The organism is Algoriphagus sp. oki45 (genome assembly GCF_036245605.1).
GTDB lineage: Bacteria > Bacteroidota > Bacteroidia > Cytophagales > Cyclobacteriaceae > Algoriphagus.
The window spans coordinates 858337-881961 of the sequence record NZ_BTPC01000002.1 but is presented as its reverse complement, the minus strand read 5'-3'; the positions used below and the strand labels follow the sequence as shown (position 1 = coordinate 881961).

The 23625-nt window shown below is 44.8% G+C and carries 25 protein-coding genes and 1 tRNA gene; 10 read left to right on the top strand and 16 right to left on the bottom strand.

Features of this window, described 5'->3' with window-relative positions; genetic code table 11:
- Nucleotides 1–15: 15 nt before the first annotated feature.
- The 10 genes from AAA942_RS13385 to AAA942_RS13340 all read right to left on the bottom strand — a co-directional run bounded on the left by AAA942_RS13385 (nucleotide 16) and on the right by AAA942_RS13340 (nucleotide 10696).
- On the bottom strand, nucleotides 16–660 hold the full coding sequence (locus tag AAA942_RS13385) for an outer membrane beta-barrel protein (RefSeq protein WP_338220784.1): 645 nt from the start codon (nucleotides 658–660) through the stop codon (nucleotides 16–18).
- 30 nt (nucleotides 661–690) lie between these two features.
- Nucleotides 691–3459: a TonB-dependent receptor gene (locus AAA942_RS13380; protein WP_338220783.1), complete on the bottom strand. Its 2769-nt coding sequence runs from the start codon at nucleotides 3457–3459 to the stop codon at nucleotides 691–693.
- A 54-nt stretch (nucleotides 3460–3513) separates the two neighbouring features.
- Nucleotides 3514–6126: a carboxypeptidase regulatory-like domain-containing protein gene (locus AAA942_RS13375; protein ID WP_338220782.1), complete on the bottom strand. Its 2613-nt coding sequence runs from the start codon at nucleotides 6124–6126 to the stop codon at nucleotides 3514–3516.
- Between the two features lie 74 nt (nucleotides 6127–6200).
- On the bottom strand, nucleotides 6201–6386 hold the full coding sequence (locus tag AAA942_RS13370; RefSeq protein WP_338220781.1) for a hypothetical protein: 186 nt from the start codon (nucleotides 6384–6386) through the stop codon (nucleotides 6201–6203).
- Nucleotide 6387: 1 nt separating this feature from the next.
- Nucleotides 6388–7926 (bottom strand): glutamate--tRNA ligase, encoded by a 1539-nt coding sequence (gene gltX, locus AAA942_RS13365; protein WP_338220780.1) that lies wholly within the window; start codon nucleotides 7924–7926, stop codon nucleotides 6388–6390.
- A 142-nt stretch (nucleotides 7927–8068) separates the two neighbouring features.
- Entirely contained in the window at nucleotides 8069–8353 is a 285-nt protein-coding gene (locus AAA942_RS13360) for a hypothetical protein (RefSeq protein WP_338220779.1), read from the bottom strand.
- An 84-nt stretch (nucleotides 8354–8437) separates the two neighbouring features.
- Nucleotides 8438–8803: a 50S ribosomal protein L19 gene (gene rplS, locus AAA942_RS13355; protein ID WP_338220778.1), complete on the bottom strand. Its 366-nt coding sequence runs from the start codon at nucleotides 8801–8803 to the stop codon at nucleotides 8438–8440.
- A 77-nt stretch (nucleotides 8804–8880) separates the two neighbouring features.
- The gene (gene trmD / locus AAA942_RS13350) at nucleotides 8881–9570 is read right to left on the bottom strand and encodes a tRNA (guanosine(37)-N1)-methyltransferase TrmD (RefSeq protein ID WP_338220777.1); all 690 of its coding nucleotides are present in this window, start codon (nucleotides 9568–9570) and stop codon (nucleotides 8881–8883) included.
- Nucleotides 9570–10100 carry a ribosome maturation factor RimM gene (gene rimM, locus AAA942_RS13345; RefSeq protein ID WP_338220776.1) on the bottom strand — a complete coding sequence of 177 codons (531 nt, stop codon included), beginning with the start codon at nucleotides 10098–10100 and terminating at the stop codon, nucleotides 9570–9572. Before rimM ends, trmD begins: the two co-directional genes overlap by 1 nt.
- A gap of 14 nt (nucleotides 10101–10114) precedes the next feature.
- Nucleotides 10115–10696, bottom strand: a complete 582-nt coding sequence (locus AAA942_RS13340; protein WP_338220775.1) for a 30S ribosomal protein S16 — start codon at nucleotides 10694–10696, stop codon at nucleotides 10115–10117.
- A 145-nt stretch (nucleotides 10697–10841) separates the two neighbouring features.
- Here AAA942_RS13340 and AAA942_RS13335 point away from each other — a divergent pair.
- The 5 genes from AAA942_RS13335 to AAA942_RS13315 all read left to right on the top strand — a co-directional run bounded on the left by AAA942_RS13335 (nucleotide 10842) and on the right by AAA942_RS13315 (nucleotide 14396).
- Nucleotides 10842–10913 (top strand) — tRNA-Arg (locus AAA942_RS13335).
- Nucleotides 10889–11182, top strand: coding sequence for a GIY-YIG nuclease family protein (locus tag AAA942_RS13330; RefSeq protein ID WP_338220774.1), 294 nt, complete (start codon nucleotides 10889–10891; stop codon nucleotides 11180–11182). Before AAA942_RS13335 ends, AAA942_RS13330 begins: the two co-directional genes overlap by 25 nt.
- 126 nt (nucleotides 11183–11308) lie before the next feature.
- Nucleotides 11309–11560 (top strand): GIY-YIG nuclease family protein, encoded by a 252-nt coding sequence (locus AAA942_RS13325; RefSeq protein ID WP_338220773.1) that lies wholly within the window; start codon nucleotides 11309–11311, stop codon nucleotides 11558–11560.
- Between the two features lie 298 nt (nucleotides 11561–11858).
- Nucleotides 11859–13637, top strand: a complete 1779-nt coding sequence (locus tag AAA942_RS13320) for a patatin-like phospholipase family protein (RefSeq protein ID WP_338220772.1) — start codon at nucleotides 11859–11861, stop codon at nucleotides 13635–13637.
- 102 nt (nucleotides 13638–13739) lie between these two features.
- Nucleotides 13740–14396, top strand: a complete 657-nt coding sequence (locus AAA942_RS13315) for a hypothetical protein (RefSeq protein WP_338220770.1) — start codon at nucleotides 13740–13742, stop codon at nucleotides 14394–14396.
- A gap of 71 nt (nucleotides 14397–14467) precedes the next feature.
- Here AAA942_RS13315 and fumC read toward each other — a convergent pair whose 3' ends face one another.
- From fumC to mazG, 4 genes are all read right to left on the bottom strand, one after another.
- Nucleotides 14468–15868 (bottom strand): class II fumarate hydratase, encoded by a 1401-nt coding sequence (gene fumC, locus AAA942_RS13310; protein ID WP_338220769.1) that lies wholly within the window; start codon nucleotides 15866–15868, stop codon nucleotides 14468–14470.
- A 71-nt stretch (nucleotides 15869–15939) separates the two neighbouring features.
- Nucleotides 15940–16428 carry a hypothetical protein gene (locus tag AAA942_RS13305; RefSeq protein WP_338220768.1) on the bottom strand — a complete coding sequence of 163 codons (489 nt, stop codon included), beginning with the start codon at nucleotides 16426–16428 and terminating at the stop codon, nucleotides 15940–15942.
- Between the two features lie 2 nt (nucleotides 16429–16430).
- Nucleotides 16431–16814, bottom strand: coding sequence for a RidA family protein (locus tag AAA942_RS13300; protein ID WP_338220767.1), 384 nt, complete (start codon nucleotides 16812–16814; stop codon nucleotides 16431–16433).
- 188 nt (nucleotides 16815–17002) lie between these two features.
- Complete coding sequence (gene mazG / locus AAA942_RS13295) at nucleotides 17003–17803, bottom strand: nucleoside triphosphate pyrophosphohydrolase (protein ID WP_338220765.1); 801 nt, start codon at nucleotides 17801–17803, stop codon at nucleotides 17003–17005.
- Between the two features lie 72 nt (nucleotides 17804–17875).
- Between mazG and AAA942_RS13290 the strand changes: the two genes are divergently transcribed.
- The 3 genes from AAA942_RS13290 to AAA942_RS13280 are packed head-to-tail and all read left to right on the top strand — an operon-like array spanning nucleotide 17876 to nucleotide 20732.
- The gene (locus AAA942_RS13290; RefSeq protein ID WP_338220764.1) at nucleotides 17876–18106 is read left to right on the top strand and encodes a hypothetical protein; all 231 of its coding nucleotides are present in this window, start codon (nucleotides 17876–17878) and stop codon (nucleotides 18104–18106) included.
- A 59-nt stretch (nucleotides 18107–18165) separates the two neighbouring features.
- Nucleotides 18166–19560 (top strand): phosphoglucosamine mutase, encoded by a 1395-nt coding sequence (glmM, locus tag AAA942_RS13285; protein ID WP_338220763.1) that lies wholly within the window; start codon nucleotides 18166–18168, stop codon nucleotides 19558–19560.
- A gap of 29 nt (nucleotides 19561–19589) precedes the next feature.
- Nucleotides 19590–20732 (top strand): cysteine desulfurase family protein, encoded by a 1143-nt coding sequence (locus tag AAA942_RS13280; RefSeq protein ID WP_338220762.1) that lies wholly within the window; start codon nucleotides 19590–19592, stop codon nucleotides 20730–20732.
- Nucleotides 20733–20760: 28 nt separating this feature from the next.
- Here AAA942_RS13280 and AAA942_RS13275 read toward each other — a convergent pair whose 3' ends face one another.
- On the bottom strand, nucleotides 20761–21519 hold the full coding sequence (locus tag AAA942_RS13275; protein WP_338220761.1) for an alpha/beta fold hydrolase: 759 nt from the start codon (nucleotides 21517–21519) through the stop codon (nucleotides 20761–20763).
- A 161-nt stretch (nucleotides 21520–21680) separates the two neighbouring features.
- Nucleotides 21681–22397: a pyridoxine 5'-phosphate synthase gene (locus tag AAA942_RS13270; protein WP_338220760.1), complete on the bottom strand. Its 717-nt coding sequence runs from the start codon at nucleotides 22395–22397 to the stop codon at nucleotides 21681–21683.
- 60 nt (nucleotides 22398–22457) lie between these two features.
- Here AAA942_RS13270 and AAA942_RS13265 point away from each other — a divergent pair, with 60 nt between their 5' ends.
- Both AAA942_RS13265 and AAA942_RS13260 read left to right on the top strand, forming a co-directional pair.
- On the top strand, nucleotides 22458–22910 hold the full coding sequence (locus AAA942_RS13265) for a GatB/YqeY domain-containing protein (protein WP_338220759.1): 453 nt from the start codon (nucleotides 22458–22460) through the stop codon (nucleotides 22908–22910).
- A 2-nt stretch (nucleotides 22911–22912) separates the two neighbouring features.
- Nucleotides 22913–23461 (top strand): CvpA family protein, encoded by a 549-nt coding sequence (locus AAA942_RS13260; RefSeq protein ID WP_338220758.1) that lies wholly within the window; start codon nucleotides 22913–22915, stop codon nucleotides 23459–23461.
- The last annotated feature ends 164 nt before the right edge of the window (nucleotides 23462–23625 follow it).

The following is a 23625-nucleotide window of genomic DNA, read 5'->3' as shown; positions in this document are numbered from 1 at the left end:
TTGGCTTTCCAGCGATTACTTCCTTTCCTTTATCCGGAAAAGATAGGCCAGGGTAAACTCCAGATTGGTGGAATTCATGTCATAAATGCGGTCCTGAGACTCAGGATTGGTGAAATCATAAGCAAATCTCACCTCTCCAGAAATCGTGCTTTTCCCAAAAAGTTTGGAAATACCAGCCCCAGCCGTGATCCCGTACATCAAGCCTTTGGGATTGTCCCCCGGCTGACCATAAGTGGGAAGCTCTGCGGGATTGGACCCGGAAAACTCCCGCGAGATATCCACTACTTCTGAAAGGAACCCGAGATGGGGACCGATTTTGATCTGGAATCTTCCCGATCTCCCTGCAAAAAAACTGGCCAAAAGCGGAAACTTGAAATAAGTAAATTCGGTCTGATTGATCAGCTCGTCTTCTATTTGCCGAAAACCAATGGTCAGCTGCTGAGCATTGAATTCCACTCCGGCATTTTTGGAGTTGAAATACTCGACTACCAAGGCAAATGTGGGTGCGCCGATCCCCTCAACGGACCTGCTTCTAAAACCAGCTGTGGGCTGGTAGCTGTAGGAGGAGGTCGAATAACCTCCACGGATTCCTACACTGAGTTGAGCCCAAGCCGTAAGGGGAAGACAATAAATCAGGAAAATCAACAGACGCCTCTTCATGCCCAAAACTAGGTATTTTTCAAAGCTTACCTATTGCTGATTAATCAGAAAAGTGCCGAAAAGAATTTCCCCATCCGCTCCCATTCCTCTTACCTCAATCAAAACCGGACCAGGACGATCGTTGGTAAAGAAGCTGATGTCCACCTTTCCGGATTCGTCGGTAACCAAAAACGGATTCCAATACAAAGTCTGTCTGAAATCAGGAATGGCGGTGTCATTTTCTGTAGAATAATCCACCGAGAAAAAATTGCTGGGTGGCTGGTATCCCTCAATCACAAATTCTTTGATTCCTTCTCCGGCAAAAGGCAATGCGGAATTTCCGTTTTCTTTCAAATACACAGCAATCACACCGTTTCTACCCTGATCTCCCAGCATGGATGATATTCTGGTCACGACTTCTACCCGATCGATGTCAAATGGATTGATACTTCTGAGATTATCCGAGGCAGTACTGGTCCCTGTGGACACCATAATGGAGCCATTGAGCATGACCACAGGTTCTGATGACCCTGTGACTGTAGCCGAACCGCCCCGAAGACGAATCTGCTGCTGCCCGGTAGCCCCAACCAAAGTCACCCGCATTCCGGGGACATTCCCAGCCAAGCTTGCAACCAAATCCGAGCTATTCCCTGTTTTGGTCAGCTGATCGCCGGTGACTACATAATCAGGCTTGCCATAAATCGCCTGCTTTTCTTCCACAGCTTTATCTTCTACCAAGATTTCCTCTAGCTCTTCTACATTTTCTTCCTCGTCGGCTATGGGACGAATAGGCTGATCCGTTTGAGTGGTTTTTGGGAAAAATGGATCGGCCGGCAGGGCTACAGGAGCTTTCAGCTGCTCCTGAAGTTCAATATCCTTGAGTGGTTTTCCTTTGTTGTCTGTGGCTGAGAAAGCCAATTTCATCGGACCATAAAATTCCATTTCTTCCAGCCTAAATATGCCATCCTTGTTGGCTTCCAAGTCTATCATTCCCTGGAAATCATTGACAAAAGCAGTCACTTGTGCGCTGCTTCCTTTTCCTTTGGCATCCCGGACGATACCCTCCTGAATTAGACTCTTTTCTACCGGATAAGAAAAGCGATCCAACCCCATCTCCTCAGGAACCCCACCCAAATCCAGGGTTTGGTTCATTTCTAATGGTCGGGAAATAGGCACTATCGTCTTCGCATCGGTGACGGCTACTGAGATTCGGGCGGGAATGGTTTGGCCTTTCGGACCTTGGGTCGAAATGGTCAAACTGACTTTTTCCCTTGCCCCCAAATCTTCCTTTTTGCTGGTTTGAAGGGTGATTCCCTGATTTTTAAACTCCTGCTGCGCAGAGGCTGGGGCAACCCTTTCGTAAGGAGACAACACGGCCAATGGCTGCTGAAAATAATGGCCCGGACCATAGTTTCTGTTCCAGTTGGTATAGGCCCGGAGAAAATATTTCTTTTGGCTCAGGGTATCCGGAAGGTAAAAATCCCCGGTCACGACTCCGTCACGGATTGGGAATTTCTTCTCTATGACCATATCCCTGTCCATGGAGATCAATTCCACATGAAGGACTTTGCTGAGTTCATCTCTCAGGTAAGGATTCCCATAAGCAAAATATCCCTGAAAATACACCTGATCGCCTGCATAGTAATAGGCTTTGTCGGTATGCAGATAGACTTTTTCCTGATAGTTTTTGGCAGTTTTGGCCAAGTCTTGCAGCTGAATTGCCTTTTCGGCATTGTAGTCCAAAGGCAGGAGATTGGAAATTCGCTTCCGGTCCATATCTCCTGAGAAGACCAAATCCTGCGCGTTGAGCACCATGCCATTTTCCCGAACTTTCACCTGCCCACCTCTTACTTCGAGCCAAGAGACAGGGTAGGGGGCATCTCTGTATGTATTAGCTTGGGCATAGCCTTTTTGGTAGTGTACTTCAATTCTTCCTTTGAGATTGATAAGAAAGGTTCCGGGGGGACTGGTGGGAATCACCAAGGGGTCTGCTTTATAAGGCACTACAGACTTTCCGAGTTCGTTGGCAAAGATATCTGTTCGCATATTCATGCTTTCCGATCCTCCTGGCTTGTCTCCATAGAGATAGAATCCTTCCCTTTCAGCAGTCCCATTCAGCAGGGCCCGAAACATATTCATCGGGGATTTGCGGTAGACATCCGCCCGGTTTTTCTCCCAAGTAGACCTTTGAAGGTCGGATTCTGGAGTCAGCTCTTCAAATCTGGCCGATCCTGAAATTCTGGATTGGGTAGGTGAATCAAAAAATTCCCTAAGGTCAAAAGTAATCTTATAGCCTAGGTAGTTGTTTTGGATTTCCAGGGGCAATTCGGCTTTGGCCACAAAGGAATTTCTCTCTTCAGGAGCGGGAAAATCCACTACCCAAGGATTCAATATTTCTGTTCTGGATGCTGCTTCGTCAATCCCGATGAAGAGATTCTGGAATTTTCTTAGGTCTCTTTCCCAGGCTTTATCCCGCTTGGCTTTGATTTCCACATCGGTCAATTCTTGGGCAAAGGGCTTCATGTTCAAATTGACCGTAAGCTTTCCCCCGGGACTCAGAGTTACCGTCTTGCTTTGGGATTCGTATCCCAAAAAAGAAAAGCCCAATTCCACAGGACCGGGCTCCAAATTGCTGAGTGTATAGCTTCCATCCATATCCGTGACCGTAGAGATGGTGGTGTTATTGATAAAGACATTGCAAAAAGGCAAGGTTTCCCCCGTCTCGGCATCTTTGACTGTACCGGTAATGGTCCCGGTTTGCGCAATCCCCTTCAAGCCGAAAAGGAACAAAATTACAATTAGAGTAAAATGTTTTTTCAAAGTGGCAGTTGATTTGGTTCAGTTTCTTGTGTCAAATTAAGTAATGCATTAAGATTAATTCGGCTTATTGAGGACAAAGGTTCCAAAAATTGGCTGTCCAAGATCCGTAATACCTCGGATTTCTATCAAAATTGGTCCAGGAAGATCATTTAAGAAGAATTCTACCGGGATAGAAAGCCTTGATCCATCACTTATCAGCAAGGGATTCCAATATAAAGTAGGCCGGAAAGGGGCTAAGAAAGGGAATGATTTTCTGCTTTCTTCTGCTTCGGAGAAGGGCACAGATTTGGGAAATCCGGTAAGTTTAAAGAGTGTGAAGTTATTCAAATTAGCCCGCTGCTGCTCTCCAGTTTTCAAAATGATTGAGATCACCCCATTTCTTCCCAAATCTCCATACTGAGGCACCAAGCGCCTTATTACTTCCACTCGTTCGATGTTAAATACATTGACACTTTCAAAAACATCGTAAACACTTCGTCCACCTCCACCGCCCAAAAGTGATCCAGAACTTCCATTGGCTGGAGCTCCGTTGATCAGCACTAAAGGCTCTCCACCTCTTAAACTTACAGAAACGTTTGGAGGGCTTCCTGTGATTCTCAATCCGGAAACCTGCGCCGAAAGAGCATAAAGGAACTGAATGGTAGTGCCTACAACATTCATATTTTCAGTCATGACCACCTTATCAGGTCTGCCATATATCATTGGTCCGATGGAGTTCTCTTTTTTCTCTTCCACTACCGCCTCTTCCAGCAAAACCTCCCCTTCTTGCAAGGGTTTTACTGGTTGAATAGTCGGATCAGGCTGAATTCCCCGCTTGACAGCAGCAGGAAATTTTAGATTTTCAAAAATCTCTTGTTTGGGATAGGATTTCAAATCCAACTTGATGGTTCGAATAGGCCGTCCAGATTGGATCGTAGATGCTTGGAGAGATATCTCAAAATCTCCCTGAAAATTAGATGCAGGAAAAGAAAAATCGCCATCTCTTCCTGATTTTACATTTCTTATATCGTCGTACCCATTGACGAATGCTTTGACAGAACCCTCGATAGGTTTCCCACTATCGTCCAGCAATTGGCCTTCCAATTCAAATCCCTTTTCAATAGGATATTTGAAGCTTTCAAGATTTCCAATTGTAGTTTTGGAAAGAAAACTATGCTCGATGGGCTGGAACTCGGGCACATAAACTGCCTGATTTAAATCTAAGACGGAGACCGATAGATTAGCTTGAATAGGTAAGCCATTCTCATCCACTGCCATGATATTCAATTTGACTTTTTCTCCACCCTTATAGCTTTCCTTATCAGAAAATACTCCAACCTTTAAAGCTTCTCCGGGAATTTGAGTAGCCTCAGGTTGACTTTGGTGATTTAAAATCTGAATCGGAATAAGGTGTTCGCCTTGCTCATAATTAAGTCCCCAAGCTGTATAGGACCTAAAGAGAAAGATTCCCGTCTCTGATAAATCAGGCAGCGTCAAATGTCCCTCACTATAGCCATCTTTAATCTCAAAAACCTGATGAATCCAAACATATCCTGTGGAATCCGCTAATTCAACATGAAGGACTTTACTTAAATCCTCTGCCATCAGGGGATTTCCATAATTTAAATAGGCTTTGAAATAGATGTTTTCAGCAGGCCAATAATGCCTTCGATCCGTTTGGACATACAAGCGCTCTTGCATGACCTCAGCATTTTTTTCAAGATTGGCCAGTTTGGTCAGGCGATCTGCATTAAAATTTGAGGGGACGCCAAAGATGGGGTTAAGATCCAAAAAGGCACCTCCTAGCTTCAGGTCAGTGGATGATGTAGGAGCACCATTGATTTTCACTTCTAGGTTTTCTCCTGGATAATCCAAAACTCCTTTCGATCCGGACCCTAAATCCACCTGAAGTGGTTTGGAAAAGCTCAGTAAATACTCCCCATTAATTGTTCCGAAGGCCACTTCGGGATTTGGATTAGATGAAAAACCATCAGCTTTGCCTTCCATCAGCATGGAAAGGAAATGCTGAGGAGTACTTTGGAATGCTGCCAATCTAGCCTTTCGCCTTTCTGCTTCCAGGCTTTCTTCCCGAGGCAATTCGAAGTACGTGACCGTCTGCTCGATCTTTTCCTCCGATCCCAAAAGAAAAGGTTTGAAATAAATCGATACCAGATACCCAGTTTCATTATTTGTGAAAAACAGAGGCCCAACAGAAGAAATTTTGAATAGTTTGTCAGATTGGGATTCAAAAATCAGCTTGTCCGGATTTAAGAAATGGACACTTTCCTTTTTTATGTTTTTCCCTACAAAAACCTCCCGAACCTCCTCCTCTAATCTCGAGAGTTTGGATTTCGATAATTGGTCTGAGGCCATTCCAAGGGAGTTTTCCGGAGTAAGTTTTAAATCCAAATCATTAACAATCCCTGCCTTGACTATTAACTCTTTCTCAAAAGTTTGCCATCCAAATCCCCTAACCTGGATTTCCCACCTCCCCTCGGGGATATCTGACAAAATGAATCTCCCTGTAGAGTCAGAAAAGGCTTGATAGGTCGTATTTGGGATGAATACATGAATATCCACCATCGGCAAACCAGAACTAGAATCAGTAACTTTCCCGATTATCCGGCCCGTCTGACCGAAAGAAAAAGAAACAAAAAAGAAAAATAAAACAACTAAATATCTTGCCATAATTATGAGCTATTTCAAACAAGTATATAAAAAAAGCTCCAATATGGAGCTTTTAGTTTAGATCTTTTTCTGAATCATGACTCTTTCAAATCATCCCGATCCTTCAGCTTCTTATCCTCTACGTTCTTGTTGAGGAATTCGTTGATTTTATCTATAGGAAAACTGCTTGATATCTCTCCGAAAGAGTTGATTTCCATCTTGAATCCTTTCAGTTCTTCATGAACCTTAGGATCCTCTTCCTTTTTTTTCTTCTTAGTCATCTCAATCTACTTTAGTCAATGTCTCTAACGCAAAGCGGATTCTTTTGGCCACTTCAGCAGGTCCCAAGATAGCAAAAACCTCCATCAAATCCGGTCCGCCACCCATCCCGGTGACTGCCAAGCGTACGGCTTGCATCACTTTGCCTAGCTTAATCCCCTCTGCTTCTGCAGTAGATTCCAACAGACTTTTCGCGTTTACAGCATCAAATGTGCCTGTAAATCCATCCAAAGCCTCGGCATAGCCTCCAAGTACCTTCATTGCATCCTCATTCCACCTTTTGGCAACCACATCTTGGTCAAATTCGGTAGGAGCTACCATCACAAATCGGCTTTCTTTCCAAAGTTCGGCTGGGAAAGTCACCCGATCTCTTACCAGAGAAATTATGGCAAAGGCCTTTTCCAATGGAATTTCGATATCTTCCATTTGAGCCGAAGTTGTCAAAAACTCAACCAATACGGAATCGGGTTTGGTTCTCAGGTACTGCTCGTTGTACCATTTGGCTTTGGCAATGTCAAACTTGGTTCCTGACTTACCGATCCGATCAATAGAAAAGGCATCCACCAATTCATCCAGAGAAAAGATTTCCCGATCATCTCCCGGATTCCAGCCCAAGAAGGCCAGGAAGTTCAAAAATGCATCCGGCAAATAGCCCTGCTCCCGGAAACCCGGTGATTTTTCGCCCGAAAAGGGATCCGTCCAATTCAAAGGAAAAACCGGGAAGCCGAGCTTATCTCCATCCCGCTTGCTGAGCTTGCCGTTTCCATCGGGCTTCAGCAAAAGCGGCAAATGTGCAAACTGAGGCATGGTATCCTCCCATCCGAAAAACTGGTACAACAAAACATGCAAAGGCGCTGATGGCAACCACTCTTCACCGCGGATCACGTGGGTGATGCCCATTAGGTGGTCGTCCACAATGTTAGCCAAGTGGTAAGTTGGCATGCCGTCGGATTTCATCAGGACCTTGTCATCCAAGGTAGAGCTATGCACCATCACCCAGCCGCGGATAAGGTCATTCAGTCTAACGTCCTCTTTGAGAGGGATTTTTACCCGGATTACATAGGGTTCACCTGACTCCAACCTAGCCTTCACTTCTTCTGCAGGAAGAGTGAGGGAGTTCTTCATCTGCGTGCGGGTGATGCCATTGTACTGAGGCTGTACCACCCGGGCAGCAGTCAGTCGCTCCCGCATGGCTTCTAGTTCCTCCGCCGTATCAAACGCATAATAAGCATGCCCTTTCTCGATCAGGTCCAGCGCATACTGCATGTACATTTCCTTTCTTTCGGATTGTCTGTAGGGGCCTACACTTCCGGGATTCCATGGGCTTTCTTCGGGAGCAATTCCCAACCATTCCAGGGATTCCTGAATGTAGCCTTCCGCACCGGGAACGAATCGACCCTGATCGGTATCTTCGATCCGTAGGAGGAATTTACCTCCCATTTTTTTGGCAAAAAGGTAGTTATACAAGGCGGTTCGGACACCTCCGATATGGAGTGGTCCTGTGGGAGATGGAGCGAAACGTACGCGAACTTCTCTGGACATGAGGACAAATTTCTTGATTAACAACCCGAAAAACCGGGTTGGGGTTTCTGAAAATCAGGGGGCAAAGATAGGAAATTGTGGAGGAAAGGCGAGATTAAACGGAGAGAAGCCTAATTCAATCAGGTATTATTAATGAACTATTTCAAATCTTCCTCTCCAACCAAGCCAAAATCCCGAACCAAAATAAAAACTTAAGGGCTAGGCCCAGAAACAGATAAATAATCCAGGATTCTGGATCTACACCAGGAAAGAACTCCACCAAGTCTGAATCCATCTCGATATTCCAATCCGAAAAAAGTCCCTCACTTCCCAAATAGGCCATATATCCGGCACCAACCGCTAAAATCACCAAGATTACCTGTGCGATGCGGAGGAAGGTTTTGCCGAGAATAGCCCCGGGATCGGTGAAGGAAATGGAGGAGTTCATTGCGGGAAGGTTTGGGTCAATTTACCCAAAACCAAAAAAGGAACCCAAAATTGGGTTCCTTTTTTGTCTTTATTAACAAACAGATTAATGTCTGTTAACGATTTTTTCCTTGATTCTCGCAGCTTTACCCTGACGACCTCTCAAGTAGAACAGACGAGCTCTTCTTACTTTACCTTGTCTTACCAGGTCGATTTGCTCGATAGCTGGGGAAATGATCGGGAAGATACGCTCTACTCCTACTCCGTTGGAAACTTTACGCACGGTGAAAGTCTCTCCGTTGGTGTTAGGGTTTTTACGTTGGATCACAGTTCCCTGAAACTGCTGGATACGCTCCTTGTTACCTTCTTTGATACGTACGTGTACGTTGATGGTATCACCGGCTTTGAAAGAAGGGAATTTGGCTCTCGCCTCGCTGTATTCCGCTTCTACAATTTTCATTAGATCGCTCATAGCTTTATGTTTTTATGCTTTCGCAGTTACCGCCGCAGCGGCTGAAATGAATTACTTCTTTTAAAATCCTGTCTCGCCTATTCCCAGCCTGTGCCCTTCAGCAAATCAGGCCGTTTTTCTTTGGTTCGGCGAACCGACGCTTCAAATCTCCATTCGCTTATCTTGGCTTCATGTCCTGAGAGTAATACCTCCGGAACGTTCATTCCTTCGTACTCGGCAGGCCGGGTATATACCGGTGGAGCCAGCAAATTATCTTGGAAGGAATCTGTCAAAGCCGAAGTCTCGTCATTCAACACTCCCGGAATCAGGCGAATCACCGCATCAGCCACTACAGCTGCCGCTAATTCTCCTCCGGAAAGGACGAAATCTCCGATGCTGATTTCCTTGGTGATAAACTTATCTCTCACCCGCTGATCGACCCCTTTGTAATGACCGCAGAGGATCAGGAGGTTTTTCTTGAGCGAGAGGTCATTGGCCATGGGTTGGTCAAAGGTCTCCCCATCCGGTGTCATATAGATGATTTGATCGTATTGACGTTCCTTTTGAAGGGCTTCGATGCATCGGGCAATCGGCTCGATCATCATTACCATCCCGGCACCACCACCGAATGCATAATCATCCACCTGCTTTTGCTTGCCTGTCGCATAGTCCCTAAGGTTATGCAACCGGACCTTTGCAAGTCCTTTGTCCTCGGCTCTTTTCAGAATCGAATGGGAAAAAGGCCCTTCCAATAATCCCGGCACTACGGTGATGATGTCAATATGCATCAGTCTTCCAGATAAATGTCAAGTAAGCCTTCGGGCAACTGGCAGTAAACTTTTTTAGCTGCCTTGTCCACTTTGGTAATGATGCCATCCTGAATCGGGATGAGCACTTCTTTTCCTTGGTGGGTCACTCCGAGGAGATCCTGTGTTTCCAGATCGTAGATGATCTGTACAGGGCCAATCAATCCTTTGGTTTGGTCAAAAACCTCAAATCCGATCAGCTCGTGGTAGTAGTATTGATCCTCCTCCAATTCGGGAAGCTCTGCCAGCGGAAGAAAAACTTCCGAACCTACCAAAGGCTCCACCTGATCGAGGGAATTCAAATCCTCAAACTTAGCCAAGGCCCTTCCTCCGGGCTGGATCACAAAGTGCTCCAGAAAGAAGGGGACCAAACGGCCTTTTTGCTCGAGGAAGAGGTGCTCCAATCCTTCGTAATCTTCAGGATAGTCTACATCCAGCACCACATTTACTTCACCACGAAGTCCATGAACTTTGGCAATTCGGCCTACTTGAAAGCACTGTTCCTTGTTCATGGAAATTGATTCTATTAAGCTTCAGCTTCTCCGCCTTCTGCAGGAGCTTCGGTAGCTTCAGGTGCAGCCTCTTCGGCAGCAGTCTCAGCAGCAGCAGGATTGTTAGCAGCTTCAGCAGCAGCTAGCAAAGCCTTTTGCTCATCTTCTCTTGCTTTGATGGCATCCAAACGAGCCTGGTTCTTGGCAGCTTCAGCAGCAAGTGCCTTCGCACGAGCGTCTGCTTTTGCAGTAGCCAACTTGTCTTTTTTACCTTCGATTTTGGCATCCTTCTCAGAGATCCAAGCATTGAATTTTGCATCGGCTTGCTCCTGAGTGATTGCACCTTTCAATACACCGATCTGAAGGTGTTTTTTCAGCATGACACCTCTGTAAGAAAGCATCGCCTTCACGGTATCAGTTGGCTGAGCTCCATTCAACAACCAGGTAAGAGCGCGCTCATTGTTGATTGTAATAGAAGCGGGGTTTGTGTTCGGATTGTAAGTTCCGAGTTTTTCGATGAAGCGTCCATCTCGTGGAGCTCTTGCATCAGCTACAACGACGTCATAAATGGCTTGTTTTTTTCTGCCCCGACGTGCTAATCTGATTTTTACGGACATAATTGTTTAGATTAAGTGAGTGGATGGAACCCGTCCATCCTAAATTTGGAGTGCAAAGATAGGGTAAATGATTGGAAAGCCACAAGTTGGGTTCAGAATATTTGCAGGTTTTTTACCAATTCGCTTATCTTGCGAGTCCTTTCCAGGCCCTGTAGTTCAATGGATAGAATAGAAGTTTCCTAAACTTTAGATATGGGTTCGATTCCCGTCGGGGCTACTTTCACCTTTTATGGTATGAAGGAGATTTTTTATGCTTATATCCTCAAAAGCTTGTCCTACGATTATTTCTATAAAGGACATTGTAAAAACTTGGAGCAGAGGCTCAAGCAACATAATAGCGGACAAACTAAATCTATTCGTCCCTACATCCCTTTTAAAATTGTCTATTTTGAAGAATTTGAAAGTTTGTCGGAAGCAATTCAACGAGAGAAATTCTTTAAATCTTCTACAGGAAGACGGTTTTTGAAAGAAAAATTGACTAAGTAGTTCAATGTCCGCCCGGCTGACGCGGTCGGACGGGGATAGAATAGAAGTTTCCTAAACTTTAGATATGGGTTCCCCGCCTGACGGCCGGCAGGGATTCCCGTCGGGGCTACTTTCACCTTTTATGGTATGAAGGAGATTTTTTATGCTTATATCCTCAATAGCTTGTCCTACGATTATTTCTATAAAGGACATTGTAAAAACTTGGAGCAGAGGCTCAAGCAACATAATAGCGGACAAACTAAATCTATTCGTCCCTACATCCCTTTTAAAATTGTCTATTTTGAAGAATTTGAAAGTTTGTCGGAAGCAATTCAACGAGAGAAATTCTTTAAATCTTCTGCAGGAAGACGGTTTTTGAAAGAAAAATTGACTAAGTAGTTCAATGTCCTCCCGGCTGACGCGGTCGGACGGGGATATACTAGAAGTTTCCTAAACTTTAGATATGGGTTCCCCGCCTGACGGCCGGCAGGGATTCCCGTCGGGGCTACTCCCTCTCCCTGAAGTCGGTTCGCCGGCTTTTTTCTTTTTCTCCTATAGCAGAGGGCGTTTTAACAAAGCCTGATTATTCCATTTAATCATTAAAGATTACATTTAGTAAGAAATCCATAAAATTCAGATGGCAATTGAATTTTTATGGGTTTCCATTTTTAATAATAAACCCAGACAACCCACCAAGATGAATAGTAGTCCAAACACTTCAAATCAGCTTTTCCACAAGCTTTTTGGAGAGCTCAGTGATGACTTTATTAACCAAATCTTAAACTCTGGTACCAAAAAACATCTCAATACAGGAGAATACTTGTTTCACCAGGGTGACCGACAAAATGTCCTGTTTATAGTCATTTCTGGAAGATTGAGAGCCATTAAGGAAGATGTCCGGGGCACTCGAATCCTCGGGGATATCGGTGAAGGAGAGCCTGTGGGGGAATTTGCGCTCTTTACAGGAGAACCACGAATGGCTTCAGTATTGGCGATCCGTAAGTCTGTGGTATTGGAGTTGGACCAACACGAATATTTAGAGCTGGTCGGGAAAAACCCGAGCCTTGCCAACTCCATGACCCAATTTGTGATCAATCGCTTGAGGAGAAACACCTTTCAGCAGAATCAATCCTCCCCGCCAAAAAATATTGCATTGATCAATCTGCAGGCGGATCACGATTTAAGCCCATGGACATCGGATATGGAGTCTTATTTCTTGGAAAACCAGATTCCGGTACAGGTATTTGATCACGAATCCCAGAAAAACATTTCGGATCAGGAATTTTTTGACTCGCTCGAGCGCTATGCCGGGGTGAATATTCTTCTTTGTAGCGAAGCCAATCCAAATTGGTCCCATCAGTGTCTGGTCTATGCTGATTTGGTGATTTTGGCTACGGATTTTGGGGCAAGTTCAGAGCTTTATCCCATCGAACAGGAATTGGATCTCTACTCACAAAGCATCCTCAATAAAAAGATTTACCTGCTATTTCTTCACGGAAAAGAGGCCAGTATGCCAATTGGCACCTCTTCTTGGCTGGAAAAAAGAACCATCAATCTCCACATTCATGTGCGGCAGGACAATCTCAAGGACATCCGAAGATTCTGTCGGATCATCACCAACGATGCAACAGGCTTGGTTTTGGGAGGGGGAGGTGCCAAAGGCTATGCACACTTGGGAGTGGTCAAGGCACTCCAAGAAAAGGGAATAGAGATCGATTTTCTCGGGGGAACAAGCGCAGGAGCAATCTATGGGATATCGATGAGCTTTTCGGATTTTGATTTTGAAAAGATCGAGGACATCATACAGCATGCCGTCAAATCCAAGCTCACCTCAAATGATCTTTCCCTCCCTTTGATTTCTATCCTTTCCGGGAAAAAAGTCAGGCGCTTTGTCCAAAACCTGTATAACAAATATGATCTGGAGGACATCTGGGTGAATTCCTACTGTGTCTCCACCAATTACTCCCGAGCCACCGCCAAAATCCACGACAGAGGTCCTATTTGGAGGCAGGTGCTGGCAAGTATGGCGATTCCGGGTGTTTTTCCTCCTGTGGTAATAGACCAATACCTCCATGTCGATGGCGCAGTCATGGAAAATCTCCCCATCGAACCCATGTATCGCTATCCCATCTCCAAAATAATAGCAGTATCTCTATCCGGATTGATCGACAGAAAAGTCGAATTTGAGAATACTCCGAGCAATTGGAGCTTGTTTTGGGACAAAATCTTGGGGAAAAAGCAGTATAAACTACCCAATCTGGGTTCCCTGATCATCAATTCCCTCATGCTCAACAGCCAACAGCGACAGGAAATAACCAAGTCCAAGGTGTCTCACTATTTTGAACTGAGCCTAAAAGGTGTAGGCCTACTTGATGAAAGGAAATGGAAACAAATCCTCAAAAAAGGCTACGATCAAACCATAGAATACCTGGAGCAACTTCCTGAGGAGGAGAGATTCTGGGAGAAAAAGACCTAATCATGTTCTCTGGAGGATAAAAAAGGCAAAAAATTGGGTGATCGAATATTTTTCTATTTGTAAAATCGTACCTTATTTCTCAGTTTTTAAAAATCAATTCTTATGAAAAAAGCTCTACTTTCTCTCCTTCTTTTCTTTTCCTCGTTTAGCCTTTGGGCACAAGAGTCCGCCTCAAATGGCTGGTACAGCGTATCCTCCACCGAAACAATCCTTTCACTAGGCTCAGTTAAGGCCACAGGATTGGAAACCAACAATGTGGTCAGGTTCACTCCCTTTTTCAACTACGCGGTCACGCTTCACAAGGACTTTAGCGACAAAGCAGGATTTTATTTCGGCGTGGATATCCGAAATGTGGGGATAATCACGGATCTCAATGATTCGGTTCGGGTCAAGCAGAGAACTTACAACCTTGGAATTCCTATTGCTCTCAAATTTGGAGACATGAAAGGAAACCTTGTGGGAATAGGTATCAACAATGAATTTGCTATCAATTACAAGCAAAAAACCTACGTGAATGACGAAAAGTCGAAAACCAATATTTGGTTTAGCGATCGAACCAAAATTTATCTCCCTTCTGCCTTCATCGAGTTTAAAGCAAAAACAGGAAACTACATTCGCTTTAAATATTACTTGACCGATTACCTGATCGAAGAAAATCAGGCCGTCAATGTGGCGGGAGTAAACTATCGGCCTACTCAGAGTAATATGATGTATCTCTCGGTCGGATTTATGCTTGACAACAGAGAAATACTCAAATAGGCAAACTTCATTTGCACAAAAAAGCCCTCGAAGATGAGTTCTCCGAGGGCTTTCTACTTTTTCAATAATGGTTATTTCAAGCTTCCGATCATGTCTTCTGGCTTGACCCATTCGTCAAACTGCTCAGAAGTCAATAGGCCCAACCCAATAGCAGCTTCTCTCAAGCTAGTTCCTTCCTTATGTGCCTTCTTGGCGATGGCAGCCGCATTTTCATAGCCGATATGAGTATTCAAAGCAGTCACCAGCATGAGGGAGTTTTCCAGATGCCGCTGAATCATCGGTGTATTGGGTTCTATGCCGATGGCACAGTTGTCATTGAAGGATACGCAGGCATCCCCAATCAGCCTTGCAGACTGAAGGAAATTGGCCGCAATCAATGGCTTGAACACGTTCAGTTCAAAATGACCATTGGAACCCCCGATGGTGATGGCTACATCATTTCCCATGACCTGAGCAGCTACCATAGTCATGGCTTCCACTTGGGTTGGATTGACTTTGCCGGGCATGATGGATGACCCCGGTTCATTTTCTGGAATCAAAATCTCACCGATTCCCGAGCGAGGTCCCGAAGAAAGCATCCTGATGTCATTGGCGATTTTCATCAGAGATACTGCCAATTGCTTCAACGCTCCGTGGGCTTCTACCATGCCGTCGTGAGCCGCCAAAGCTTCAAACTTGTTGGGAGCAGTGACGAAAGGATGACCGGAAAGATCAGCAATTTTCTTGGCCACCAATTCAGAATAGCCTTTTGGGGTATTCAATCCCGTGCCCACTGCTGTTCCTCCCAAAGCAAGCTCAGAAAGGTGAGCCAAAGTATTTTTCAAGGCTCTCAAACCATGATCCAATTGGGCCACATAGCCACTGAACTCCTGTCCCAAGGTCAATGGAGTGGCATCCATAAAATGGGTTCGCCCGATTTTCACCACATTTTTGAAAGCCTCGGCTTTGGCAGCCAAAGTATCTCTCAACTTTTGCACACCAGGAATCGTCGTCTCTACCACCATCTGATATGCCGCGATATGCATCGCAGTCGGATAGGTATCATTGGAAGACTGAGACTTATTCACATCGTCATTCGGATGAATTTTCTTCTTGACATCTTCCAAAGATCCTCCCAATAAGACGTGAGCCCTGTAAGCAATCACCTCGTTGGTATTCATATTGGATTGCGTGCCTGACCCAGTCTGCCAAATCACCAATGGAAATTGATCATCCAGCTTTCCCGCTAAAATCTCATCGCAGACTTGGCCAATAATATCCGCCTTAGACTGCTCCATGACTCCCAATTCGGCATTGGTTTGTGCAGCTGCTTTTTTCAGAATGGCAAAAGCACGGATGATCTCAATCGGCATTCGGTTCTTTTCTCCACCGATTTTAAAGTTGTTGATGGAGCGCTGGGTCTGTGCACCCCAGTATTTATCTGCGGGCACCTCTACAGGCCCCATGGTATCTTTTTCTATTCGAATGGACATGGTATTTTGGTCTTTTGTGATTTGAGCCGCAAGATAAGATCAATCGGACTTTTTGCCCAACCGGACAAAAACTAATCCTTGTCCTTCATCTCAAAATTGATCTGTTCGTGGAATAAAGCTCGGGAAATCCGAACCTGCCTGTGAAAAAACAGCAACCCCAACCCATAATTCCCCAAAGCCAGACTGAGGCAGATAAAGGCATAGCCTGGGTTGAGCTGATAGAAGAAATAGGCTGAAAAAGCCAATAAAATCACACTCCAAAAAGCCAAAAAGAATACGGTGGCAGGAAATGGCCGATACTCCACCAGTATCAAACTTCCCCGGGACGTGGACTCTACCTTTCCCGAAAGAAGGGGCAAGAATGAATCTCCTTTCTTGATCACCCGGGAAATACGAAAGCCCTCCTGACCTACAATTCCGTTGAATTTTATCTTTTCATCTGTGGAATTTTCCATACCCAGGAAATTCACCTGACGGGTAGTCCGCATCAGGTGTCCCAGCACTTCCTCCTTGGAAAGAATACTGACTAGGGCTTCGCTATGGTATGGAATAAGGTTCAAGGTTAATTTTTGACAGCCATACAGGAGATTTCCACATTCACGTTTTTGGGGAGCTTACTTACCTCAACTGTTTCTCGGGCCGGAGGGTTTTGCTTAAAATACTGACCATAAGCTTCGTTGATGGTTCCAAACTGTCCCATATCCCGGATAAAAATGGTACACTTGACCACATCCCCGAATCCAAAATCTGCGGCACGAAGAATGGCTTCCATGTTTTTCATCACCGCATGCGTCTCCTCTGTAATATTTTCATTGATCAGCTCTCCGGTATCCGGATCCAAGGCGATTTGCCCGGAGACATATAAGGTGTTGCCGGCAAGAACAGCTTGCGAATACGGCCCGATTGGTGCAGGAGCTTCTGAGGTGAAAATGATTTGATTGGACATAAAATTTACGATTTGCGAATTACGATTTACGAGCTTTTTTCAAGCATCAAACCTTGTTTCAATTGTTGCTTTCTTTTTTGATTCTGGAAATCTTCCAATTTTTCAATATTGAATTTTTAAGTACTCTGCCTTCTGACTAGGGATCCTGTCGAGGAACTAATCACTGGGCACTGAATCCTGACTACTGCTCACTGCTTTTTCGCTTCATTCCAGTACACATCCATTTCAGCCAAGGTCATTTCACTAAGATTTTTCCCGGCGGATTTAGCTGAATTTTCCAAATACTGAAATCGCTTGATAAACTTGAGATTGGTTCGCTCTAAGGCCTCCTCAGGGTTGATATCGATAAACCGGGCGTAGTTGATCAGAGAAAAAAGTAAATCACCGAATTCTCCAGTGGCCTTTTCCTTGTCAATCTCCGCATTAGCCGCAGCATTGAATTCAGCTTTGAATTCCTGCATTTCCTCCTCCACTTTTTCCCAAACTTGATGCTTTTCTTCCCAGTCAAACCCCACACCGAGGGCTTTTTCCTGTATTCGCATCGCCTTGATCAAAGCAGGAAGGGACTTTGGCACTCCTCCTAATACAGACACATTGCCCTTTTCCTTTAGCTTGATTTTTTCCCAGTTCTGACTGACTGTGTCTGCATCATTGGCTTGGGTATCCCCATAGATATGAGGATGACGGCGGATTAATTTCTCACACAATGCATTCGTCAGGGTAGCGATATCGAAATTCCCTTCTTCAGAACCGATTTTGGCATAGAAGACGATATGAAGAAGAATATCTCCCAATTCTTTTTTTATTTCCTCCGGATTTCCTTCCAAAATAGCATCAGAAAGCTCAAAGGTTTCCTCAATAGTTAAGTGTCTGAGACTCTCGGTAGTTTGCTTTTTATCCCAGGGACACTGAGCACGTAGCTCATCCATGATGGTCAACAATCGATCAAAGGCAGCCAATTGCTCAGCACGGGTACTCAAATTTGACATGAATTGGGAAACTATGGGGAAGTTGTGAACGTTTTCGAAGTAAAGCTTTAAATTTGCGCAAATTTATCCGTTATGGCAACTGTACTGATTACCCTCGGCTTCGTGGCCTTATTCTTTGTTCTGATGTCTGTGAGACTTATTTTCCTCAAAAACGGGGAATTCAAAGGCACCTGTGCCTCTCAAAGTCCATTTCTAAACAAGGAAGGAGCTACCTGTGGCTACTGTGGCAAGACAGTCAGTGCAGACAGCACCTGCGGCAATCCCGACAATGAAGTCGACAAGGTTCTAGCCAAATTCAAATAAATCCAATCCTGTCCTTTGGCAGGATTTTTTAAATCCACTTTTACTTAAATCTACTGTACGTGTCGCTTATTAAATCTATTTCCGGAATCAGGGGAACAATTGGTGGGAAATCCGGAGAAGGACTTACCCCCATTGACGTCGTCAAGTTTGCTTCCGCTTATGGAGCTTGGGTCATTGAGAAAACCGGCAATCCCAAAGTGGTCATCGGAAGAGATGCCAGACTGTCGGGAGACATGATCTCCAGACTGGTGTCCGCCACCCTTCAGGGAATGGGAATCGATGTGATCGATCTGGGTCTGAGTACCACTCCCACCGTGGAATTTGCCGTACCCAGAGAAAATGCAGGCGGAGGGATCATCCTCACAGCCAGTCATAATCCCATTCAATGGAACGCTCTCAAACTCTTGAATTCAATTGGGGAATTTATTTCCGATGAAGAGGGAAAAGCTATATTGGAAAAGGCTGATAAAGAAGATTTTAGCTTTGCTGAGGTCAAAAAACTTGGGAAATATACTCAGATCAGTGACTACATCGACCGGCATATCCAGCATGTGTTGGAATTGGATCTGGTAGACGTAGAAGCGATCAAAAAGAGGAATTTCCGCATTGTCGTGGACGCAGTCAACTCCACTGGAGGTATCGCTGTCCCCAAGCTTTTAGAAGCTTTGGGAGTAGAAACCATCGAAAAGATGTACTGCACACCCGATGGTCATTTCCCACACAATCCTGAGCCACTTCCTGAAAACCTGAGAGAAATCTCCAAAAAACTGGAAAAAGGAAAATTTGATCTGGGTATTGTAGTCGACCCGGATGTGGATCGATTGGCTTTCGTCAATGAGGACGGATCCATGTTTGGAGAGGAATATACCTTGGTGGCAGTGGCAGACTATGTATTGTCCAAGACTCCAGGTAACACCGTTTCGAATCTTTCCTCCACCCGGGCGCTGAAAGATGTAACCCTCAAAAGAGGAGGTGCTTATACAGCTGCAGCCGTGGGAGAAGTCAATGTGGTCAATCAAATGAAAGCAGTCAATGCGGTCATCGGAGGAGAAGGCAATGGGGGAATTATCTATCCTACTTCCCACTATGGCCGGGACGCTTTGGTGGGAATCGGTTTATTTTTGACTCACTTGGCCAAATTCGGCAAGTCCATTTCCATGCTTCGGGCTTCTTATCCTAACTACTATATCTCCAAGAACAAGATCGAACTCACTCCTGAAATAGATGTGGACAAGATCCTTTTGGAGATCAAAAACAAGTACAAAAAGCACCCGATCAATGATATTGACGGAGTGAAAATAGAGTTTGAAAAAGAGTGGGTTCATCTCAGAAAGTCCAATACTGAGCCCATTATCCGAATCTATTCTGAGTCAGATTCTGGGGCGACAGCAGAGCATTTGGCCAAAAAGATTATTTTGGACATCAAAGAAGTGGTCAGCTCTTCCCTGATCTGATTTATCCAGCCTACACCAAGCCAGAAAGAATGAAAGTTTACTTTGACAATGCCGCCACCACAGCCATGGACGATCGGGTGATCGAAGCCATGCTGCCTTTTATGAGGTCCCATTTTGGCAATCCATCTTCAGTTCATAGCCATGGACGCGAAGTTCGCAATGCCATCGAGAAATCCAGAAAAAAGGTAGCGGAATTGCTCAATGCCACGCCTTCTGAGATTTTCTTCACCTCTGGAGGCACCGAGGCAGATAACACAGCTTTGGTTTGCGGAGTGGAAACCCACGGCATCACCCATGCGATCAGTTCTCCGATTGAGCACCATGCCGTTCTCCATACCTTGGAGGTGTTGGAGAAAAAAGGGAAAATTAAACTGAGCCTTCTGGATGTCAATTCCAAAGGAGAAATTGACCATGGTCAGTTGGAAAAATTGCTCAAAGCCAATCCCAACAGCTTGGTGTCACTTATGCAGGCGAATAATGAGATCGGCAATCTGAATGATTTGGAGAAAATCGGAGGCCTAGTCAAAGAATACGGCGCTTTTTTCCATTCGGACACCGTACAGACTATGGGGCATTATTCTCATGATTTGAAAAATCTCTCTGTGGATGCTATCGTAGCAGGTGGACATAAATTTCACGGACCCAAGGGTTCTGGATTTTTATTTGTAAGAAAAGACAAGAAAATCCATCCGTTTATCCATGGTGGAGCTCAGGAAAGAAACATGCGGGGAGGTACCGAAAATGTGATAGGTATAATTGGCATCGCAAAGGCATTGGAACTTGCCTACGAAGATATGGCTAGTCACCAAGCCCATATTGAGAAAATCAAAGCTCACTTTATCGAAAAGCTCTCCCAGGAAATCCCTGGAGTGGAATTCAATGGTCTTTCAGCAGACTTAGGAAAAAGTCTATACACCGTATTGAATGTCAGCCTTCCGCCTTCAGAAGCCAATCGGGGTATGCTGCTATTCAATCTGGATCTGGAAGGAATTTCTGCTTCCGGAGGATCAGCCTGTAGTTCGGGAGCGACGGTGGGTTCTCACGTCCTTAGAGCTTTGAACCACAATCCTGAGCGTGATTCGGTGCGATTCTCTTTCAGTCGATTTAACACAGTGGAGGAAGTAGATTATACCGTCGAAAAATTAAAAGAACTCTACGCAGTAGAAGCCTAAGCAAAAGGAGCTCGATTGAGCTCCTTTCTTATTCTAAAAACCTCCTCACCGTTTCAATCACCGCCTCCGGTCGCTCGGCATGTAGCCAATGTCCGGCATTGGCGACAAACTCCAATTCGTAATTCGGGAAATGTTTTTCCAAATCCGGAAGATCGGATTGCTTGATGTAGTTGGAATTTGATCCTCCCAAGAACAATGTTGGCCCTTCGTATTTTGCCTCTTCAGGCAGTGCCTTTCCCACTTCCTCAATATTTTTAGTAATGACAGGAAGGTTAATTTTCCAGATAAAGCCTTCAGTATTTCGACCAAGGCTTTTCAGCAAAAACTGCCGGATGCCCAATTCATGAATGTATTCCCCCAATTGATCATCGGCCTCTTTTCGACTTTTGGTTCCCTTCAAATCAATGGAATTAAGCCCTTCCAAAATCGTCTGATGATGGATGGGGTAATATCTCGGTGCGATATCGGCTACGATCAGCTTTTCTACCCGCTCAGGATAGGCAGTGGCAAAAAACATAGCTGTCTTTCCACCCATGGAGTGGCCCATCAGGTAGATTTTATCCAACCCTTCGGCCTCCAGCAATTCCTTCAAATCCTCCACCATGACCCGATAATTCCATTCATCTGCATGGGGAGAATCTCCATGATTTCTTTGATCTACGAGGTAAAGGGTGTAATGCTTTTCCAGCTCTCGGGCTATGGAAAACCAATTATCCAAAGAACCAAAAAGTCCATGCAAAATGACTAATGGCTTACCGGAGCCTAAATTTTTGAAGTTTAAGGTCATCTTTATTTACGAAGTACGAATTACGATTTACGAGCCTAATTTTAGAATTCTATTTGTCCCCGGTAAGGAACCTTACCTCTTTCCGACTTTACTACCTTGCCACAATTATTCTTACAATCCACTACGGCGGCAGTTTTTTAAAATATTTCAATCTTCAAATCCTACTCTTCTAACTGCCTTCTATACATCTGAATGGTGTTTTCCAAACCATAATAGAGCGCGTCGCAAATCAGCGCATGACCGATGGATACTTCTTCGAGCCAAGTGATATTCTTTTTTAGGAAAGCCAAATTATGCAAATCCAAATCATGGCCTGCATTGAGCCCCAAGCCCAATTCCCGGGCAAGTTTGGACACTTCAACATAGTCTTTGATTGCTTTTTCCCGATCCTGATGGTAGTGAGAAGCATAGGGTTCGGTGTAGAGTTCTACCCGATCGGTTCCCGTTAGCTTTGCAGGTTCGAAATACTTGGGTTCTGGATTGATGAAAATCGAAACCCGGGTACCGATTTCTTTTAATTCAGCTACAATATCCTTCAGCAGGCTTTGATGGGCAATCGTGTCCCAGCCTGTGTTGGAAGTAATTGCATCCGGCGGATCAGGTACCAAGGTCGCTTGCGCCGGCTTCACTTCACGGATTAGCTGCATAAACCGCTGATCAGGATAGCCTTCTATATTGAATTCTGTAGTCACCACCTTGGCCAAGTCCAGGCAATCTTGATAGCGAATATGCCTTTCGTCCGGTCTTGGGTGAACTGTAATTCCCTCCGCTCCAAATCGCTCACAATCCAACGCTACTTTTACCACATTGGGATTGTTGGCACCCCTGGCATTTCTCAGCGTGGCGATCTTGTTGATATTTACACTCAGTTTTGTCATATCGGTTGATAAAAGGGTATTTTTACCCGGTAATCTAGATGTAACACAAACTTAGGACGAATGAGTTTAAAGCAGAAAGTAGAAACTGAAATAAAATCGGCTATGATCGCCAAAAACAAGGTCCGATTGACGGCCCTTCGAGCTATCAAATCTTTGATTTTGCTGGAAGAAACCAAAGAAGGATTTTCCGGCAGTCTGAGTGAGGATGACGAATTGAAACTTTTGACCAAAGCCGCCAAGCAACGAAAGGACTCCGCCGAGATCTATGAAAAACAAGGCCGAAATGATCTTTTGGAAACTGAATTGGCTGAGTTGGAGGTCATTCAGGAGTTTTTGCCCAAAGCACTTACCGATGAAGAATTGGGCTTGGCAGTCCAGGAAATCATCAATGTCACCGGTGCTGTAGGTCCAAAAGACATGGGCAAAGTCATGGGTGTGGCAAGCAAGCAACTCGCCGGAAAAGCAGACGGCAAGGCTATTGCGGAGAAGGTTAAAATGCTTTTAAACGGATAGTCTTGGCTCCACTGGATATTGTCATACTGATTCTGATCGGCCTGGGTGCTTATCAGGGCTACAAAAAAGGCCTTCTGATGAGTATCGTAGGCCTGATCGGATTTGTATTGGCTATCATTTTGGGAGTATACTTCATGGACCCGGTCAGCAAATGGCTAGCCACACGGCTGGATGAAATGACCTTTGCCTTCCCCATTTTAGCTTTTTTGATTGTTTTTGGGATCACTTTGGTCTTGGTAAATCTAGCCGGCTGGGTCCTGAAAAAAATGATGGATCTCATCCTGCTTGGAGGATTTGATAGTCTGGCAGGGGGGATTTTGGGGATCGTTCAAACGGCATTTTTTATCAGCCTTTTTCTTTGGCTTTCGCTGCAGTTTGGATTGAAGATGCCCAAGGAATGGAAAAAAGACAGTGAAGCCCTCATCTACATCGAACCTTTGGCACCTGGAATAGTCAGTGTACTGGAGCCCCTTTTTCCCAAAGTGAAGGAAATGGTGGAAACGATGAAGGAAATCTCTGAGGGATTTGAAAAAAAATCAGGGCCTTTTTAGTCTTTCCTTCAACCTGTATTTTTTAGAACCACTTGGTTAAACTCTATATTATCTGGTGATAAATCTGATTTTTTTACTATTTGACTAGTAAAAATATCGGATATTATTTCTATCGTAATAGATATAATACCCGGACAATACATACATTTACGTCTGAATTTCAA

Bases quoted from the DNA above. Each gene is read 5' to 3' on its own strand.
- mazG (WP_338220765.1), bottom strand. From the start codon at position 17,803: ATGTCAAATTTGAGTACCCGTGCTGAGCAATTGGCTGCCTTTGATCGA.
- AAA942_RS13280 (WP_338220762.1), top strand. From the start codon at position 19,590: ATGAAAGTTTACTTTGACAATGCCGCCACCACAGCCATGGACGATCGG.
- AAA942_RS13375 (WP_338220782.1), bottom strand. From the start codon at position 6,126: ATGGCAAGATATTTAGTTGTTTTATTTTTCTTTTTTGTTTCTTTTTCT.
- AAA942_RS13315 (WP_338220770.1), top strand. From the start codon at position 13,740: ATGAAAAAAGCTCTACTTTCTCTCCTTCTTTTCTTTTCCTCGTTTAGC.
- AAA942_RS13370 (WP_338220781.1), bottom strand. From the start codon at position 6,386: ATGACTAAGAAGAAAAAAAAGGAAGAGGATCCTAAGGTTCATGAAGAA.
- AAA942_RS13320 (WP_338220772.1), top strand. From the start codon at position 11,859: ATGAATAGTAGTCCAAACACTTCAAATCAGCTTTTCCACAAGCTTTTT.
- AAA942_RS13385 (WP_338220784.1), bottom strand. From the start codon at position 660: ATGAAGAGGCGTCTGTTGATTTTCCTGATTTATTGTCTTCCCCTTACG.
- AAA942_RS13325 (WP_338220773.1), top strand. From the start codon at position 11,309: ATGAAGGAGATTTTTTATGCTTATATCCTCAATAGCTTGTCCTACGAT.
- fumC (WP_338220769.1), bottom strand. From the start codon at position 15,868: ATGTCCATTCGAATAGAAAAAGATACCATGGGGCCTGTAGAGGTGCCC.
- gltX (WP_338220780.1), bottom strand. From the start codon at position 7,926: ATGTCCAGAGAAGTTCGCGTACGTTTCGCTCCATCTCCCACAGGACCA.
- AAA942_RS13265 (WP_338220759.1), top strand. From the start codon at position 22,458: ATGAGTTTAAAGCAGAAAGTAGAAACTGAAATAAAATCGGCTATGATC.
- AAA942_RS13360 (WP_338220779.1), bottom strand. From the start codon at position 8,353: ATGAACTCCTCCATTTCCTTCACCGATCCCGGGGCTATTCTCGGCAAA.
- rimM (WP_338220776.1), bottom strand. From the start codon at position 10,100: ATGAACAAGGAACAGTGCTTTCAAGTAGGCCGAATTGCCAAAGTTCAT.
- AAA942_RS13330 (WP_338220774.1), top strand. From the start codon at position 10,889: ATGGGTTCGATTCCCGTCGGGGCTACTTTCACCTTTTATGGTATGAAG.
- AAA942_RS13275 (WP_338220761.1), bottom strand. From the start codon at position 21,519: ATGACCTTAAACTTCAAAAATTTAGGCTCCGGTAAGCCATTAGTCATT.
- AAA942_RS13340 (WP_338220775.1), bottom strand. From the start codon at position 10,696: ATGTCCGTAAAAATCAGATTAGCACGTCGGGGCAGAAAAAAACAAGCC.
- rplS (WP_338220778.1), bottom strand. From the start codon at position 8,803: ATGAGCGATCTAATGAAAATTGTAGAAGCGGAATACAGCGAGGCGAGA.
- AAA942_RS13300 (WP_338220767.1), bottom strand. From the start codon at position 16,814: ATGTCCAATCAAATCATTTTCACCTCAGAAGCTCCTGCACCAATCGGG.
- trmD (WP_338220777.1), bottom strand. From the start codon at position 9,570: ATGCATATTGACATCATCACCGTAGTGCCGGGATTATTGGAAGGGCCT.
- AAA942_RS13290 (WP_338220764.1), top strand. From the start codon at position 17,876: ATGGCAACTGTACTGATTACCCTCGGCTTCGTGGCCTTATTCTTTGTT.
- AAA942_RS13270 (WP_338220760.1), bottom strand. From the start codon at position 22,397: ATGACAAAACTGAGTGTAAATATCAACAAGATCGCCACGCTGAGAAAT.